The sequence below is a fragment of the Enterobacter sp. RHBSTW-00593 genome (genome assembly GCF_013784105.1).
GTDB classification, from domain to species: domain Bacteria; phylum Pseudomonadota; class Gammaproteobacteria; order Enterobacterales; family Enterobacteriaceae; genus Enterobacter; species Enterobacter ludwigii.
In genome coordinates this window covers 473,184-490,561 of sequence record NZ_CP056393.1, presented here as the reverse complement: position 1 = coordinate 490,561, position 17,378 = coordinate 473,184, and the positions used below count along the sequence as shown (strand labels likewise).

The window sequence follows — 17,378 nt, the reverse complement described above, 5'->3', positions numbered from 1 at the left end:
CAATGACACACGATAACAAACTCCAGGTTGAAGCCATCAAACGTGGCACCGTGATTGACCACATCCCTGCCCAGATCGGCTTTAAGCTGCTGACGCTGTTCAAGCTGACCGAAACCGACCAGCGCATCACCATCGGCCTGAACCTGCCGTCGGGTGAAATGGGCCGCAAAGACCTGATCAAGATTGAAAACACCTTCCTGACCGACGAGCAAGTTAACCAGCTCTCTCTGTACGCGCCGGATGCCACCGTGAACCGCATCGACGAGTACGAAGTGGTCGGTAAATCCCGTCCCAATCTGCCGGATCGCATTGAAAATGTACTGGTCTGCCCGAACAGCAACTGCATCAGTCATGCTGAGCCGGTTTCGTCCAGTTTTGCAGTGAAAAAACGTGCCGATGACATCGCACTCAAATGCAAATACTGCGAAAAAGAGTTTTCTCATTATGTGGTGCTGGCCAACTAATTGAGGTTGGTAAAGGATCCCGGCCTCCCTATAATGGCCGGGAACATTTAATCAGCTGTTATTCTGGAGAAATCATGACCAAAGTACTCGCGACGGAAAATGCACCAGCGGCTATCGGCCCATACGTTCAGGGCGTTGATCTGGGTAGCATGATTATTACCTCTGGCCAGATCCCGGTGAACCCAAAAACGGGTGAAGTGCCAGAAGACGTGGCGGCGCAGGCGCGTCAGTCGCTGGAAAACGTACAGGCTATCGTGGAGTCTGCGGGTCTGAAAGTGGGCGATATCGTGAAAACCACCGTGTTCGTGAAAGATCTGAACGATTTCGCGACCGTTAACGCCACGTACGAAGCGTTCTTCACTGAGCACAACGCCACTTTCCCTGCACGCTCCTGTGTGGAAGTTGCGCGTCTGCCTAAAGACGTGAAAATTGAAATCGAAGCGATCGCCGTACGTCGCTAAGTTTCAGTCAGGGGGCAGCCGAGGCTGCCTTTGCGCCCGGCAAGCAACGCGCTACCGGGCGTTTTGCTACTGATTCCGTGTCGCCCGTAGCAGCGTCTCCAGCGGATACACCGCCGCAATCACCACTTCATCCTGTATTTTCGCCGCGTTATCCAGCTCGCCCTGAATAGAGGCAATCTCGTTGTCATCCAGCGTCCCCTGACGCGCCACCAGATCCGTCAGCCGCAGGCCAATCGAGGCCAGCTTATCCACCTCCTGAATAACCGGTTTAATCGCCTTCAGTGCGTAGCTGTTTTCACTTAATGCCAGCGCATCGCTGGTGTTACTTTGCCAGCGGTTGAAGACGTGGCGCAGCGCGTCGGCGCTTTCCGTGTCTTCCGCGTCGCTGACCAGGCGGTCAGCCCATTTGTTCATCTGGCGCACCGTGGCACTTTCGGCGTTGAGCGCATCCGCAAACCGGTTAAGCGGTTCGAACTGATGGTAATTTCCGGCCTGGAACTTAAGATGCTGACGGGTGTAATACTGCGCCGGCTCGATTGCCTGCGCGAGGATTTGCAGCGGAAGGGTATCGGCGTTATTCGCCAGACGCGTGAACTGCACCTGCTGCTGAGTATGCTGCTGCAGCCCGACCGAGACCGTCGACCAGCTGTCCATCGCCTGCAGGCGGGTGTACATGTTGTCGACATCGTTAACGTCCTGCGCGGACCATAACCGCTCCGCCACCGCAAAGGTGCGCGGCCACAGGCGGATATCCAGCACCGGTGCGACCACGTTTTCCGCCCACAGCGCGGCTTCCCCGCCGAGCAGGTTCACCTGATGAGCGGCGTCCGGTACCACCGGCGGGATGCCTTTGGGGATATCGTCCAGGCGCTTGCCGCTAATGGGATAGCGGGCATTGCCCACCAGGAAATAGCCGCTCAGCTTATCGTTGTCCACCGACACCACCGGGCGCGTTTCGCCCATCCAGGTATCGACGGTAAACGTCACCTGATTGTCGTCGCGCCACGCAATATCCTGTACCGCACGACGGGATTTCCCGGCGAAATCAATAAATCCACGCCAGCCGGAATCCCCTTTCACCAGGGTGAAACTCCCCTCCACCGGCTTGCCTTTCAGACGCGGCATGGTGAATGTCCAGCTCTGGGCGCTGTCGGTGTCGCCAATCACATCCTCGCCGTTTAACCCCTGCGGCACAATTTCATTGCGGTAGTGATAGGCGGTGGACTGGGGCTGATCGAGGTAAAAGCCGGTCGAGAGAATGCCTTTATAGCCCTTCTGCGCCACCTGCCCCAGCGCGTCCTGGCCCTGCCAGGACTGGATCAAGATGCTTTTTGGCAGATCAGGATGAGCAATTTCATCCCAGCCCACCATCTGCCGGTGGTGTTTTTCGAGGATATTTTCCAGCTTGCGGTTGAAATAGGCCTGCAGGGCGTGGCTGTCTGCCAGTGTGTTGTCGCGCATAAACTGCTGAATGGCGGCGTTCGCTTTCCACTGGGTGTCATCCACCTCATCGCCGCCAATATGCAGATACGGATCGGGGAAGATCGCCGCCAATTCACTGACCATCGCCTCCGCAAACTGATAGGTCGCCGCTTTTGTCGGATCCAGGACCGGTTTCAGCACGCCCCAGTGGCGTTCCATCACATACGGTCCCGGGGCGCTCATCAGTTCCGGGTAGGCCACGGCAATCGCCGAGGCGTGGCCCGGCATGTCGATCTCCGGCACCACGCGGATGCCGCGCTCGGTGGCATAGCGCACAACGTCGCGCATCTGTTCCGGCGTGTAAAACAGCCCGTCGCTGGCGAGCTGCGTGAGCTTTGGATAGCGTGTCGAGCTGAAGCGCCAGCCCTGATCGTCGGTCAAATGCCAGTGCAACACGTTGAGTTTTGCCGCCGCCATACCGTCAATCTGCCGTTTGATATCCGGCAGCGGGATAAAGTGTCGTGCCGAGTCAAGCAGCAGCCCACGCCACGGGAAACGGGGGGAATCCTCAATAGTAACCCACGGCAGAGAGGTGTTTTCCGCCCCGTTTTGTATCAGCTGGAGCAGGGTTTCCATGGCGCGCAGCGCGCCAAAACGGGTGTTGGCGGTGATATCCACGCCACTGGCATCGACCGTGAGCGTATAGCGCTCATCGCTGTCCGGCAGCGGCTGCGGCTTCACTTTTTTGGTAATGGCAATGCGGATAGTGGGCTTGTCCGGTTTAACGGCCTGCGGCTGTAGCGTCCAGCCGGTTTGCAGGGCGATGCGCTGGCGCAGACGGTTGACCGCGTCGCCGAGGTCGTCTCCGGTAACGCTGACGGAAAGGGTGTTGCTGAGTACCAGTGCGCCCTGCGTCGCGGGACGTTCAACCTTCGCAGGCCAGGGCATCAGGGGAAGGTCGCCTGCCGGAGCGGCAAACGCTGACGCGCCGAGCATCAGCCCGGCGGTTAAGAGACTGTACCGTAACATGAATGTTCCTTATCTGACGGGCCAAATAAAGGCAAAACATTCAGTTAACATGCGCTCATTTTGTCGTCAAGCGAATGCGCTGACGGAGATCACAGGTTGTTGAATTTGGGAGGAAACGTACCCCTCTCCCGTGCCGGGAGAGGGGAGAAATCACTGCCACCCATACCGACGGCTATAGAAGCCTTTGACCATCTGCGTCAGCACCATGTAGCCCGCGAGGATCGCCACCAGCCACGGGAAGTAGCTCAGCGGCAGCGCCTGCAGCTGGAGGTAGCTGGCCAGCGGCGAGAACGGCAGTGCAATGCCGAGCGCCATCACGATGCCGGTCATGACAATCAGCGGCCACGCGGCCCGGCTCTGAATGAACGGGATGCGACGCGTACGGATCATATGCACAATCAGCGTTTGCGACAGCAGCCCTACCACGAACCAGCCGGACTGGAACAGCGTCTGGTGTTCCGGCGTGTTGGCATGGAACACAAACCACATCAGGCAGAAGGTCAGAATGTCGAAGATGGAGCTGATCGGGCCAAAGAACAGCATAAAGCGCCCCAGATCGGACGGGTTCCAGCGCTGCGGCTTCTGGATCTGCTCGTCGTCCACGTTATCAAACGGGATGGCGACCTGAGAGACATCGTACATCAGGTTCTGGATCAGCAGGTGCAGCGGCAGCATCGGCAGGAACGGCAGAAACGCACTCGCCACCAGCACGCTGAAAACGTTACCGAAGTTGGAACTGGCGGTCATCTTGATGTACTTCAGCATGTTGGCGAAGGTACGACGTCCCTCGATAACGCCCTCCTCCAGCACCATCAGGCTCTTTTCCAGCAGAATGATATCCGCCGCCTCACGGGCAATGTCCACCGCACCGTCTACGGAGATACCAATATCCGCCGCACGCAGGGCGGGCGCATCGTTAATGCCGTCGCCCATAAAGCCCACCACATGCCCTTCGCGACGCAGCAGGGTGACAATGCGCTCCTTGTGCATGGGTGTCAGCCGGGCGAACAGCGTGGTGCGCTGCGCAAGCGTCGCCAGCGCATCATCGGAGAGGTGCTCAATATCACTTCCCACAACGACGTCACCCGCATCCAGCCCCACTTCATGACACACTTTGGCGGCCACCAGCTCGCTGTCGCCGGTAAGGATTTTCACGGTGATCCCGCTGGCCTTTAACGCTTTCAGCGCAGGCGCGGTGGTCTCTTTCGGCGGATCGAGGAATGCGATATAACCCTCGAGGATCAGATCGGATTCGTCGATACGCTGATAGTCCCCTTCGCGTGCAGGCAGGAATTTACTCGCCACCGCCACCACGCGCAGCCCCTGACGGTTCAGGTTATCGGTGACGCGCTTGATACGGCGCAGCATGGTTTCATCCAGCGGCACAATGTCGCCGTTATAGCGCACCTGGGTTGAGACATTGAGGATCTCCTGCAATGCGCCTTTGCAGATCAGCTGATGCACGTCCGGATGCTCGCTCACCACCACCGACATGCGGCGGCGCTCGAAGTCGAACGGGATCTCATCCACTTTCTGCCAGCGCCCGGAAAGCGTGCGGGCAGATTCTTCATCCACGCCTTCAAGCACGGCGACGTCGAGCAGGTTTTTCAGCCCGGTCTGGTAGTGGCTGTTCAGCCAGGCGCTGTGCAGCACGCGATCGCTGGTTTTGCCGGCGATATCGGTGTGGTTCTCCAGCACAATTTTGTCCTGGGTCAGCGTGCCGGTTTTATCGGTGCAGAGAATGTCCATCGCGCCAAAGTTTTGAATGGCATCCAGGTGTTTGACGATCACTTTCTGTTTTGACAGTTTGACCGCCCCGCGCGCCAGCGTGGAGGTAACAATCATCGGCAGCATTTCAGGCGTTAACCCCACGGCGACGGAGAGCGCAAACAGCGCCGCTTCCCACCAGTCGCCCTTGGTATAGCCGTTGATCAGCAGCACAATCGGCGTCATCACCATCATAAAGCGGATCAGCAGCATGCTGACACGGCCAATCCCCTTCTGGAAGGCATTCGGTTCGCTCTCCTGCTCGCTCACGCGCCCGGCCAGCTGTCCAAACCAGGTGTTGCCGCCGGTAGCGATGACCATTGCCTGCGCCGTGCCGCTGACCACCGTAGTGCCCATAAAGCAGAGGGTGTCACACTCGAGCGGGTTCATCTGCTGCGGGTCGCGGGTGCGCGCCACTTTTTCCACCGGCAGAGATTCACCGGTCAGCGAGGCCTGCGCCACGAACAGATCCCGCGCCTGAAGAATACGTAAATCCGCGGGGATCATGTCGCCGGCCGCCAGCTTCACCAGATCGCCCGGCACCAGCTGGTCGATGGGCAGCTCAACCCAGGCGTTCTCCCCGAGATCGTTAATGACGCGCGAGACGGTTGCGGTGTTGCTTACCATCGCTTTCAGGGCGTCTGCCGCGCGGGTAGAGCGGGCCTCCTGAATAAAGTTCAGCAGCGTGGAGATCCCCACCATCAGGGCGATAACCCCGGCAGCAAACAGATCTTCGGTGGCATAGGAGATAATGCCAAGCACGGTCAGCAGCAGGTTGAACGGGTTACGGTAGCAAGTCCACAGATGCACCCACCACGGCGCCGGTTTTTGCGCCGGAATTTGGTTATCGCCATGCACGGCACGGATTTTTTCCACTTCCGCCGCGTTCAGCCCCTCCGGATGCCCGCCAAAGGCACGCCAGACTTCGTTTTCATCCATCGCCGCCACGTTCAGGCAGCGTTGGCTCAGGGAAGCAGGGATCGCTGCAGAGGCCATATTTTTGGCATTTGGCAGCGGGTCGCGCTGAACAAGACGATGTGGCAGGTGGCGGCTCAGCATCGCCTGCAGCTGCCGGGTGATATTTTTAAACATAGTCATTCCCCCGCGCCCGCAAACGCGGACACAGTATTTCCTGCAGGCGTGGCAAGGCCGTACCTGACAGGCACTTAATGTTTTAAGCAGGAACGTGCAGGACGTTGCTGCCTCACATACCGGTGAGACAGCACAAAGGCTGGCTTACCGGAAAGAAAGAACGCTCCCGTTCAGGAGAAGCGTGGGATCGGGATCCATGTCACCTCCGGTAAGTAAAAAAGTAGGGTGCCGCCGCGCAGTATAAGGATTTAACCGTACCGTTTGCGGCGATTCGGGCGGTATTATACTCCCCCGCAAATAAACCGAACGTAAACCAGACTTTGCCCATAGCGAAAACACGCTATAGCATTAGGCTCTACTGACCACGTTGTCATTGTTACAGGGAATACAGCATGCAGAACCGCCTTACGATAAAAGACATCGCGCGTTTAAGCGGCGTGGGGAAATCCACCGTATCGCGCGTGCTCAACAATGAGAGCGGTGTCAGCGAACGCACCCGCGAGCGCGTCGAGGCGGTAATGAATCAGCACGGTTTTTCCCCTTCCCGCTCTGCGCGCGCCATGCGCGGGCAAAGTGACAAAGTGGTTGCCATTATCGTCTCGCGTCTGGATTCCCTGTCCGAGAACCTCGCCGTTCAGACCATGCTGCCCGCCTTTTATGAGCAGGGCTACGACCCAATCATGATGGAGAGCCAGTTCTCCACGCAGCTGGTTGAAGAGCATCTGGGTATGCTCCAGCGGCGCAACATTGACGGCGTGGTGCTGTTCGGTTTTACCGGCATCAAAGAGGAGATGCTGAAGCCCTGGCAGGCGTCGATGGTGATGCTGGCGCGCGATGCCCACGGTTTTGCCTCCGTCTGTTACGACGATGAGGGGGCGATTATTACCCTGATGCAGCGTCTGTACGATAAAGGCCATCGCCATATCAGCTACCTCGGCGTACCGCATGCGGACGTTACCACCGGCAAACGGCGTCACGAGGCCTACCTGACCTTCTGTAAACAGCACAACCTTTCCGCCGTCGCGTCTCTGCCGGGTCTGGGAATGAAACAGGGCTACGAGCAGGTCGCCAGCGTGCTGACCCCGCAGACCACGGCGCTGGTGTGCGCCACCGATACCCTGGCGCTGGGCGCGAGTAAATATCTTCAGGAGCAACGCATAGAAGGGCTGCAGATCGCGAGCGTAGGCAGTACGCCGCTGATGAAGTTTCTGCACCCGGAGATTATCACCGTCGACCCGGGCTACGCCGAGTCAGGCAGGCAGGCCGCTGCACAGCTGATCGAGCAGATTAACGGGCGTGCTGAGCCGCGTCAGATCGTGATTCCCGCCCACCTTTCATAACCCTCGCTTATCAGTTTATTGTGATCTTCGCCCGATTTAGGGAACGTTCCCATTTTCGCCGTCACGCTGAAGGAGTAGGCTTGCGCTCAGGTCATTACCCCCCTCACCATCGGTCATGAGGTTTCATGATGAGTAAAGTCAAACAAGAAGATATCGACCAGTTGATTGTCCTGGTAGGCGGCCGTGAAAACATCGCGACCGTCAGCCATTGCATTACCCGCCTGCGCTTCGTGCTGAACGATCCGGCCAAAGCCGATCCGAAAGCCATTGAAGCGCTTTCCATGGTTAAAGGCTGCTTCACCAACGCCGGTCAGTTCCAGGTCGTCATTGGTACCGAAGTGGGCGATTACTATCAGGCTCTGCTGGCGACAACCGGGCACAGTTCAGCCGACAAAGAGCAAGCCAAGAAAGCTGCACGCCAGAATATGAAATGGCACGAGCAGTTGATTTCCCACTTCGCGGAGATTTTCTTCCCGCTGCTCCCGGCGCTGATCAGCGGGGGTCTGATTCTGGGCTTCCGCAACGTTATCGGTGATGTGCCGATGAGCGACGGCAAAACCCTGGCGCAGATGTACCCGGCGCTGAAAACCGTTTACGACTTCCTGTGGCTGATTGGCGAAGCGATCTTCTTCTATCTGCCGGTCGGGATTTGCTGGTCAGCGGTGCGCAAAATGGGCGGTACGCCGATTCTGGGTATCGTGCTGGGCGTCACGCTGGTCTCTCCGCAGTTAATGAACGCTTACTTACTTGGTCAGCAGGTGCCTGAGGTGTGGAACTTCGGTCTGTTCACCATCGCGAAAGTGGGCTATCAGGCGCAGGTTATCCCAGCCTTGCTGGCCGGTCTGACGCTGGGCTTTATTGAAACGCGCCTGAAACGCATCGTACCGGATTACCTCTATCTGGTGGTGGTGCCGGTCTGCTCCCTTATTCTGGCCGTCTTCCTCGCCCATGCGTTTATCGGTCCGTTTGGCCGCATGATTGGCGACGGCGTTGCCTTCGCGGTACGTCACCTGATGACCGGCAGCTTCGCGCCGATTGGTGCCATGCTGTTTGGCTTCCTGTACGCCCCGCTGGTGATCACCGGCGTGCACCAGACCACGCTGGCGATTGATATGCAGATGATTCAGAGCCTGGGCGGTACGCCGGTCTGGCCTATCATCGCGCTGTCTAACATTGCGCAGGCCTCGGCGGTCACGGGCATTATCCTGGTCAGCCGCAAGCATAACGAGCGTGAGATTTCTGTTCCGGCCGCCATCTCCGCCTACCTCGGCGTCACCGAACCGGCGATGTACGGTATCAACCTGAAATACCGCTTCCCGATGCTGTGCGCGATGATCGGCTCCGGTCTGGCAGGCCTGGTATGCGGTCTGTACGGTGTGATGGCGAACGGGATCGGTGTCGGCGGTCTGCCTGGTATTCTCTCCATCCAGCCCGCATTCTGGCAGGTGTTTTCCCTGGCAATGGTCATCGCGATTGTCGTCCCAATGGCTCTCACCACCGTGGTTTACCAGCGTAAGTACCGTCAGGGCGCGCTGCAGATTGTTTAACTTCATCTTTCGGGGCGCAGTTGCGCCCCTTCGCATTTGCAGGAACGCATTATGAATACCCTTCCTCACTGGTGGCAGAACGGCGTTATCTACCAGATCTACCCAAAGAGTTTTCAGGACACGACGGGCAGCGGTACCGGCGATTTACGCGGCGTCACGCAGCGGCTGGACTACCTGCAAACCCTCGGCATCGACGCCATCTGGCTGACGCCGTTTTATATTTCCCCGCAGGTAGATAACGGGTACGACGTGGCGAATTACACCGCCATCGACCCGGCCTACGGCACGCTGGATGATTTTGACGAGCTGGTCGCGCAGGCCCATCAACGCGGCATTCGTATCGTGCTGGATATGGTGTTCAATCACACCTCAACGCAGCACGCCTGGTTCCGGGAATCGCTGAATAAAGAGAGCCCGTATCGCCAGTTCTACATCTGGCGCGACGGTACGCCGGAACAACTGCCCAATAACTGGCGCTCCAAATTTGGCGGCAACGCCTGGCGCTGGCACGCCGAGAGCGAGCAGTACTATCTGCACCTGTTCGCCCCCGAGCAGGCGGACCTCAACTGGGAAAACCCGCAGGTGCGCGCCGAGCTGAAAAAGGTATGCGAGTTCTGGGCCGACCGTGGCGTGGACGGTTTACGCCTCGATGTGATTAACCTGATTTCTAAAGACCAGGATTTCCCGGATGACGCCGTGGGCGATGGCCGTCGCTTCTATACCGACGGACCGCGCATTCATGAGTATCTTCAGGAGATGAGCCGCGACGTCTTTACCCCGCGAAACCTGATGACGGTAGGCGAGATGTCGTCGACCTCGCTGGAAAACTGTCAGCAATACGCCTCTCTCGACGGGCGCGAGCTGTCGATGACCTTCAACTTCCACCACCTGAAAGTGGATTACCCCGGCGGCGAAAAGTGGACCCTGGCCAGGCCGGACTTCGTGGCGCTGAAAACCCTCTTCCGCCACTGGCAGCAGGGCATGCACAACAAAGCCTGGAACGCGCTGTTCTGGTGTAACCACGATCAGCCGCGCATTGTGTCGCGCTTTGGCGATGAAGGGGAGTACCGTCCCCACGCCGCGAAAATGCTCGGCATGGTGCTGCACGGAATGCAGGGCACCCCGTATATTTACCAGGGCGAAGAGCTGGGTATGACCAACCCGCACTTTAGCCGTATTACCGATTACCGCGACGTTGAAAGCCTTAATATGTTCGCTGAACTGCGGGCCAACGGTCGCACCCCCGAAGAATTGCTGGCTATTCTGGCGAGTAAATCCCGCGATAATGGCCGCACGCCAATGCAGTGGGATGCCACACACAGTGCGGGCTTTACCGAGGGTGGGCCGTGGATTGGCGTTTGCGACAACTATGAGACGGTCAATGCCCGTGCGGCACTGGACGATACTGATTCGGTGTTTTACACCTACCAGACGCTGATTCGCCTGCGCAAAACCCTGCCGGTGCTGACGTGGGGAGATTATGAAGATCTGCTGCCTGACCACCCTTCCCTGTGGTGCTATCGCCGGCGGTCGCAGGGCCAGACGCTGATGGTGGTGGCAAACCTGAGCCATGAGCGCCAGCAATGGGTTCCCGCGTCAGTACAGGGAGCCTGGCGGGTCGCACTGAGCAACTATGCGGATGCTCCCCCTCAGCCCGACAACCTGCTGTTGCGCCCGTTTGAAGCCATCTGGTGGATACAGGAATAACCCTCAAGAGATACAGCCAGCTGTATCTCTTTTTTTATGTTTAGCGATACGCTAAATGTACGACGATAACTTTTACTTCACGGTGTGCCAAAATAAGAATAGCCCTGCCATTTAAATAACCTCGGCAGGACATTATGAAAAAGACAATTATTAAAGCAACATGTATTAGCGCATTATTATTAAGTACCCAGGGATGGTGCGGAAATACCTCCGTCGATCTTCGCTTTGGTCATAATACGCGCTCAGACGTAAATGATTCACGTATTAAAGTGATGCATCAGGCTGATAACGGTTTTTACTTCTCCGTCGAAGCGGCGCAAAACCATAACGATACGTTCTTTGGTGATACCGACCGATATAATCCGGACGAAAAAGGGTTAACGGAGGCAGCACAGGAAATCGAAACGCGCTGGCGTTTTGATCTGGGAAAGGGGTTCGCCATCGCGCCAGGGATGGTGACCGTCTTTACCGCCAGCAATACGCATTACCGCCCCTTCATCCAGGGCTGGAAAGCATTCGATAACGGCCTGAACCTGTCTGCCCGCTACCGCTATAACACCGTTAACGACGCGCACAGTGACAAACGCCTGGACGGCAGCGGCTACACCCGCCGCGAGTCACACCAGTTCGACCTGTGGTTCGCGTACAACATCGGGAAATTCGGCATGTCCTATAACCCGCGCTTCCGCTGGCAGGATAATGTCGATCAGGGAACCGGGGATGATACCTACTGGGAGCACACCGTAGCGTTCAACTACAAGCTCGACGACGGCTGGACGCCTTACGTCGAACTGGTGTCGCTGGATAAAACCTACCTCACTCAGGATGGCAATCATGAAAATGATTACGCCATTCGTCTGGGTATCGTGAAACAGCTCTGACGGCCTGCCTACTCCGTATCGTGCTGCAGAAGCCTGCAGCCGATACGATCGACGGCGCTTAACAGGTCCAGCTGTCCCTCTCGCTGATATAACGAGACGGCATTCATATCAATCGACAATGGCCAGCACAGCGTAGAAAGCCCGGCCAGCGTCGAACCCTGACGGGTAATCGCAATAATCTTTAGCCCCTTACGCAGCGCGTTACGCGCCATTTCTATCAGCGACTGCGTCTCCCCGGATTTACTGATCAACACCAGCGTGCCCTTCGATACCCGGGTCAACTGGTGCATATCATTCAGAATCAGGTGCGGCAGGCTCGCCAGTGACAAAAAACGCGACAGGTAGTTGAGGCTGGTGAGAGATGCCCCGCGTGCATATAAATAGATATGGCTGGAATGGGTCAGTAACCGGGACACGTCCACCACGATATCGTCTGCCTGCGGCCCCATCGCAGGCTCGGCAGGGACAGACGTAAAATGGTCGCGTAAAAACCGATAGCGAAGCTCGGTATAACTCTTATAGCCCATTTTCTTACAGACACGATTCACCGAGGTGGTTGTCGTAAAAGTATCACGCGCAATCTCTTTTGCCGATATATCAGAAATATTGCGTGCGTGGTGCTGAATGTATTCAAATATCAACCGTTCACTTCCCTGAAATGAATTCATTTATTACGTCCTGTTAAAACCTAACAGGATATTAGCAGAATAGCGAAATAGTCTCTGGAAGGCGCTTCACATATTGCCACATAGCGTATGACGATACGTAATTAGTATTAGCAAACCTTAAACACTGTTTTAAGTTCTCTTTATACTTTCGCTATTTTCACACCCAGGGAATTATTACAATGATGAATCAAAAAATTATCGCTGTAACGGCTTGTCCTACAGGGATCGCGCACACGTTTATGGCGGCAAGTAAAATTATTGCATGGGCAAAAGAGCATAATATTGAGGTCAAGGTCGAAACGCAGGGCAGCGACGGCGTAAAAAACAGATTAACGAAACAGGATATTGCCTCCGCCACGGCCATTATTCTTGCAACCGACGTTCCCATTCAGGACGCAGAACGTTTTGAACACGTTCCTCACCTTCAGACCCGCACGCAGGAGCTGATTAAAAATACCGACCGCTACCTGCGTCAGGCGCTGGCCATGCAGAAAAACGTCACCGCTGTGACGTATGAAGACGCCATTCAGCGTTCGGCTTACCAGATTTTTATCGGCCATATCATGGCGGCCATCAGCTATATGTTACCGGTCGTGGTGATGGGCGGCCTGATGATGGCGACGGCCAAAATTACCGGGCAGTTTATTAACATTGAGCATTCGCCGTTCAGCGTGCTGGATAAAATGGGCTTTATGACCATCAAGTTCATGTACCCGGTCTTTGCGATGTATCTGGCCTTTTCCATTGCCGGTAAACCGGCGCTGATCCCCGGACTGATCGGCGGCATCATGTCAGATGAGGTATACAAACGCTTCTTTGATATTGAAGGCTTTATGCCCTCCGGCTTTTTCGGCGCAATTGGCATCGGCTTTTTTGTCGGCTATCTGGTGCGCTGGCTGAATGATGCAATTCACGTCCGACAGCAGCTTACCACTCTAAAAACCATGCTGGTCGTTCCGCTGATCACCGGTATTACGCTGGTGATGGTAATGGAATATCTGATCAACCCGATTTTTGGTTCGCTTAACCAGCTGATGGTGGTCTTTTTTACCTCGGCGGGTGATACCGGACGCGGTTTCTATTCGGCCATGATCGCCGCGGGTACCGCGTTCGATCTCGGCGGCCCGGTCAACAAGGCGGCAGGATCGGTCGCGCTTGGCCTGAACGGCATGAGCGAGACATTTGATTTAACCGCCCGCGAGCTCTCCATTGTGATTCCTTCTATTGGGGTAGGCCTCGCCGCGTTCCTCAATGGGCGTTTTGGCCTGCCGGACGTGTTCAGCCGTGAAGAGAAAACCGTTGGCAGCACTTCGTTATTGCTGGGCTTTATCGGTATTTCAGAAGGCGCTATCCCGTTCATTCTGAAAAACCCACGCCTGATCCCCGTGTTTATGACAGGAGCCGTCGCAGGTGCGCTGGTGGCGATTACCCTCGGCGTGAAGCAGACGTTGCCCCTGCCGGCTATCTGGGGCTGGCCGCTGGCGACCAATGTGGTCGGGTACCTGGCAAGCGTCTTTATTGGCGCACTGATTTGCGCCCTGGGCGTGCTTTATCTCAGCCCAAAGAACGCCAGATAAGGAGAGCGCAATGAGCCAGATCCACGTCATAGCCCATACCCACTGGGATCAGGAGTGGTATTTCACCCGCCAGGACAGCATGGTGCTGGCGTCATACAACTTTGCGGAGGTCATCGAGACGCTGGAGCAGGACCCGGCCTGGCAGTGCTATCACCTTGACGGGCAGATGGCGGTGGTGGATGACTTTCTCGCCATCAATCCCGATTACCGGCCCCGGCTGGAAAAACTGGTCAGGGAGAAAAGCGTGTTTGTCGGGCCGTGGTTCACCCAGACGGATACCTACAACGTTCACGGCGAATCGATTATCCGCAACCTCAAGTACGGCATTTTCGCCGCTCGGGCGCTGGGGCATGCCATGCAGGTCGGTTATCTGCCGGATACCTTTGGGCATAACGCGCAGATGCCCACGATTTTGCAGGGCTGCAATATCGATAACATCGTTTTCTGGCGCGGTATCGACCACGATACTCAGGCCAAAAACAGCCAGTTTCTCTGGCGCGCCCCGTCAGGTGCAACCATCATCGCCTGTGCAATGGCGCTGGGGTATGGCGCGGCCAAGAACATGCGCGCGGAGGCCAGCCATCTGCACGGCAAGATCTACCCGATGGTGGATCTGCTGCGTTCACGGTCGCAGATTGACGACCTGCTCCTGCCCTGCGGCGGCGATCAGGTCAGCATCGACCCGGCGCTGCCGCATATCCTGCAGGCTGCCAGCGCGCACTCTCCCACGCAGGACCGTTACGTCCTCAGCTCGCTGGAGCAGTACGTCGCACTGCTGCGCACAAAACGGGAACAACTGGCGTTATGGGAAGGTGAGCTGAAATCGCCGCGCTACACCCGCATTCACAAAACGATCGGGTCTGTGCGTTACGATATCAAAAAGAAAAATGCCGACATCGAGCAGTTCATCCTGCGACAGCTGGAGCCCACCATCGCCATGGCGCGTCATCAGGGCATTCCGGTCACGCTCCCGATTGTGGACACCCTCTGGAAGAAGCTTCTGCGAAGCCATGCCCACGACTCCATGGGCGGCTGCAACAGCGATGCCACTAACCGCGACATTCTTCATCGGCTCGAGCAGACAGAGCAGCTTTGTCACAGCCTGTGGAATCTGGTGGTGAAGTCACTGGCCGCCGCATGCTGTCAGGAGGGTGACCTGCTCATTTTCAACCCGCTGGCCACCCCGACCCGCTGCGTGATCCACACCACCCTGTACAGTCGGGCCGACAATATCACCCTGACGTATCAGGGCCAGCCGCTGCCCTTCGACGTTCTGAAACGCGAGACGTTACCCGGAGGAACGGCCATCTCCCTCACCTGTGAGGGCGAACGCGAAACACACCTTCCGCCTTATTTCCGCTGGCATGTTGTTCTGCAGACGCCTCTCCTGCCGCCGGTGGGCTATATCACCGTCAACCTAAAAGACACGCCGGCTCCGTTTGCCAGGATCTGCGCCGCGAAAGGAGAGGCGATAGAGAATACGGTTTATCGACTGACGCTGGAGGCCGGTACGCTGGTGCTTGAAGACAAACGCAACGCCAGGCGCATCACGTCGTTATTCAGTCTTGAAGACTGCGCGGATGCCGGAGACAGCTATGATTTCTCGCCGCTCGCGGGCGATGAACCCACGCGCTGCGCGCATTTCACGCTGATCGACTGCAGCAAAACCCCTCTTTGCCAAACGATGGTGCTTGAGGCGGTCATGTCGCTGCCGCCGGATCTCGCTGGACGCCGGGAAAATACCCGCACGCCGTTATCAATGCGCATAGTGTGCGAATTACGTCACGACGATCCGAACCTGCATGTTGATAGCTCGCTGGTAAACAGCCACTGCGATCACCGGCTGCGTTTACTGATCAACAGCGATATTTGCACCCGTCACTCCCTCGCCTCGCAGCCGTTCTCAATAATCGAGCGCGAAACGGGGTACGACGATACTCACTGGCAGGAGCGCTATCGTGAGAAGCCCGTGGATATTGAAACCAGCGAGGGCATCATCGCTATCGCGCAAGCGGGCAAAGCGCTGGTCGTGAATAGCCGCGGCATGAAAGAGTTTCAGGTTATTGGAAGCGATCCGGCAGTCATTGCCCTGACCTTATTCAAATCAACCGGCGTACTGGGGCGCAGCGATCTTGACTGGCGACCCGGCCGGGCGTCTGGCATTAACAATACGGTGGTCGACACGCCCGATGCGCAGCTGCTCAAACCGCTGCACTTTTCCTTCACCGTGGCGCTGGCCGATAACGCAGACCATCTGACGCTGCGCCAGCTGGAGAATCAGGCGACGGGTCACCCCTTCACCTATCAACGGCAAACGCTGCATACCCTCGATAACCGGCTTGAGCGTTTTTCGCTGCGCCTGCCCGAACGCACGCTGCCGGCAGAATTTTCGTTATTCGCCTTACCGGAACCGCTCGTTCTTTCTGCCCTGCCTCATGCGCAACGATCGCCTGGCACGATCGCCCGCGTGTTCAACGCCGGGACGCAGCCTGTCCCTGTTCCGGCTGGCCTGGCAGAGCGTCCCCAGCTCAATTATCTGGAAGAACACGTGCCATCGGTGACGACGATCCCCCCTTCTGCGACCTGTGATTTTTTGATTGAGGCTTAACATGAACTTGCTTGAACTCACGCACCCCGAACTGGTGTTTATTAACCCACCCTGCCGCACGCCTGAAGCGCTGATCCGCTGGCTCTCCGAACCGCTTGTCGGGCGAAACGTCATCACCGATAAAGACGCCTTTATCCAGAGCGTCTTACACCGCGAAAGTGAAGGTCCCACCGCGCTGGGCGAAGCGCTGGCCGTTCCGCACGGTAAATCAGACGCGGTGCAGCAGGCGGCGTTTTGCCTGGCGCTTTTTGATGAGCCTGTTATCTGGCCGGGGCTGGAAGGCGATGAAGCGGTCAGGATGGTTTTTCTGCTCGCCATCCCGCACGCCGAGGCCGGCAGTACGCATATGCAGCTGCTGACGACGCTGACCAGTTCGCTGGCGGAAGAGCGCGTGCGTAACGCGCTTCTGGCGGCGCGCACCGGCGAAGAAGCGCTGTCCGCGTTGCGCAGAGAAATGCCACAAAACGCGGACGCCGAACCCGGGCGCTCACTTGTTATCCCGCTGATACTGGGGGGTATTGCGGCGGCAGCCTTTCTCCAGGCCGGACTGAACTGGGCATGCGGGGTGAGTTAACCGACTGGCGCTCGGCACATGCTGCTGAGCGCTTGTTTTTGTTGAATAATTAATCAGAATTTTCCCTCTCGTCTTTACAAACGCTGGAGTGCCCGTCGTTTGTACTCTCGTCTTTTTACTTTGTTCTGAATCAAATAAATCGCAAACATGTTTGATGCAAATCACTATATGTAGCACTTAAAATGCACGCCGACCCAACATATTGTATTTATCGTCTACTATTCCAACAACAAGACGGCGA

General features: G+C 57.0%; 12 protein-coding genes. 9 read left to right on the top strand and 3 right to left on the bottom strand.

The window, feature by feature from the left end; genetic code table 11:
• The first annotated feature begins 2 nt into the window (after positions 1-2).
• Positions 3-464, top strand: a complete 462-nt coding sequence (pyrI, locus tag HV242_RS02310; protein ID WP_025205744.1) for an aspartate carbamoyltransferase regulatory subunit — start codon at positions 3-5, stop codon at positions 462-464.
• Positions 465-538: 74 nt separating this feature from the next.
• A complete protein-coding gene (gene ridA / locus HV242_RS02305) occupies positions 539-925 on the top strand; it encodes a 2-iminobutanoate/2-iminopropanoate deaminase (protein ID WP_014168399.1) in 387 nt (128 codons plus the stop codon).
• A gap of 66 nt (positions 926-991) precedes the next feature.
• Here ridA and HV242_RS02300 read toward each other — a convergent pair whose 3' ends face one another.
• Both HV242_RS02300 and mgtA read right to left on the bottom strand, forming a co-directional pair.
• Positions 992-3,376 (bottom strand): beta-N-acetylhexosaminidase, encoded by a 2,385-nt coding sequence (locus tag HV242_RS02300; protein WP_050737575.1) that lies wholly within the window; start codon positions 3,374-3,376, stop codon positions 992-994.
• A 150-nt stretch (positions 3,377-3,526) separates the two neighbouring features.
• The gene (mgtA, locus tag HV242_RS02295) at positions 3,527-6,235 is read right to left on the bottom strand and encodes a magnesium-translocating P-type ATPase (RefSeq protein WP_050737609.1); all 2,709 of its coding nucleotides are present in this window, start codon (positions 6,233-6,235) and stop codon (positions 3,527-3,529) included.
• Positions 6,236-6,627: 392 nt separating this feature from the next.
• Between mgtA and treR the strand changes: the two genes are divergently transcribed.
• The 4 genes from treR to HV242_RS02275 all read left to right on the top strand — a co-directional run bounded on the left by treR (position 6,628) and on the right by HV242_RS02275 (position 11,710).
• The gene (treR, locus tag HV242_RS02290) at positions 6,628-7,575 is read left to right on the top strand and encodes a trehalose operon repressor TreR (RefSeq protein ID WP_014168396.1); all 948 of its coding nucleotides are present in this window, start codon (positions 6,628-6,630) and stop codon (positions 7,573-7,575) included.
• Positions 7,576-7,703: 128 nt separating this feature from the next.
• On the top strand, positions 7,704-9,122 hold the full coding sequence (treB, locus tag HV242_RS02285) for a PTS trehalose transporter subunit IIBC (protein WP_025205752.1): 1,419 nt from the start codon (positions 7,704-7,706) through the stop codon (positions 9,120-9,122).
• Positions 9,123-9,173: 51 nt separating this feature from the next.
• On the top strand, positions 9,174-10,829 hold the full coding sequence (gene treC, locus HV242_RS02280) for an alpha,alpha-phosphotrehalase (protein WP_050737576.1): 1,656 nt from the start codon (positions 9,174-9,176) through the stop codon (positions 10,827-10,829).
• Between the two features lie 134 nt (positions 10,830-10,963).
• Positions 10,964-11,710, top strand: coding sequence for an oligogalacturonate-specific porin KdgM family protein (locus HV242_RS02275; RefSeq protein WP_050737577.1), 747 nt, complete (start codon positions 10,964-10,966; stop codon positions 11,708-11,710).
• Between the two features lie 8 nt (positions 11,711-11,718).
• Here HV242_RS02275 and HV242_RS02270 read toward each other — a convergent pair whose 3' ends face one another.
• Positions 11,719-12,378, bottom strand: a complete 660-nt coding sequence (locus HV242_RS02270) for a MurR/RpiR family transcriptional regulator (protein WP_014168392.1) — start codon at positions 12,376-12,378, stop codon at positions 11,719-11,721.
• Between the two features lie 179 nt (positions 12,379-12,557).
• Here HV242_RS02270 and HV242_RS02265 point away from each other — a divergent pair, with 179 nt between their 5' ends.
• From HV242_RS02265 to HV242_RS02255, 3 genes are read left to right on the top strand one after another with little or no spacing between them, the layout of a single operon-like run.
• A complete protein-coding gene (locus HV242_RS02265) occupies positions 12,558-13,955 on the top strand; it encodes a PTS fructose transporter subunit IIC (RefSeq protein ID WP_072126507.1) in 1,398 nt (465 codons plus the stop codon).
• A gap of 10 nt (positions 13,956-13,965) precedes the next feature.
• On the top strand, positions 13,966-16,563 hold the full coding sequence (locus HV242_RS02260) for a glycoside hydrolase family 38 N-terminal domain-containing protein (RefSeq protein ID WP_050737578.1): 2,598 nt from the start codon (positions 13,966-13,968) through the stop codon (positions 16,561-16,563).
• Position 16,564: 1 nt separating this feature from the next.
• Positions 16,565-17,137, top strand: a complete 573-nt coding sequence (locus tag HV242_RS02255; protein ID WP_032681842.1) for a PTS sugar transporter subunit IIA — start codon at positions 16,565-16,567, stop codon at positions 17,135-17,137.
• Positions 17,138-17,378: the final 241 nt, after the last annotated feature.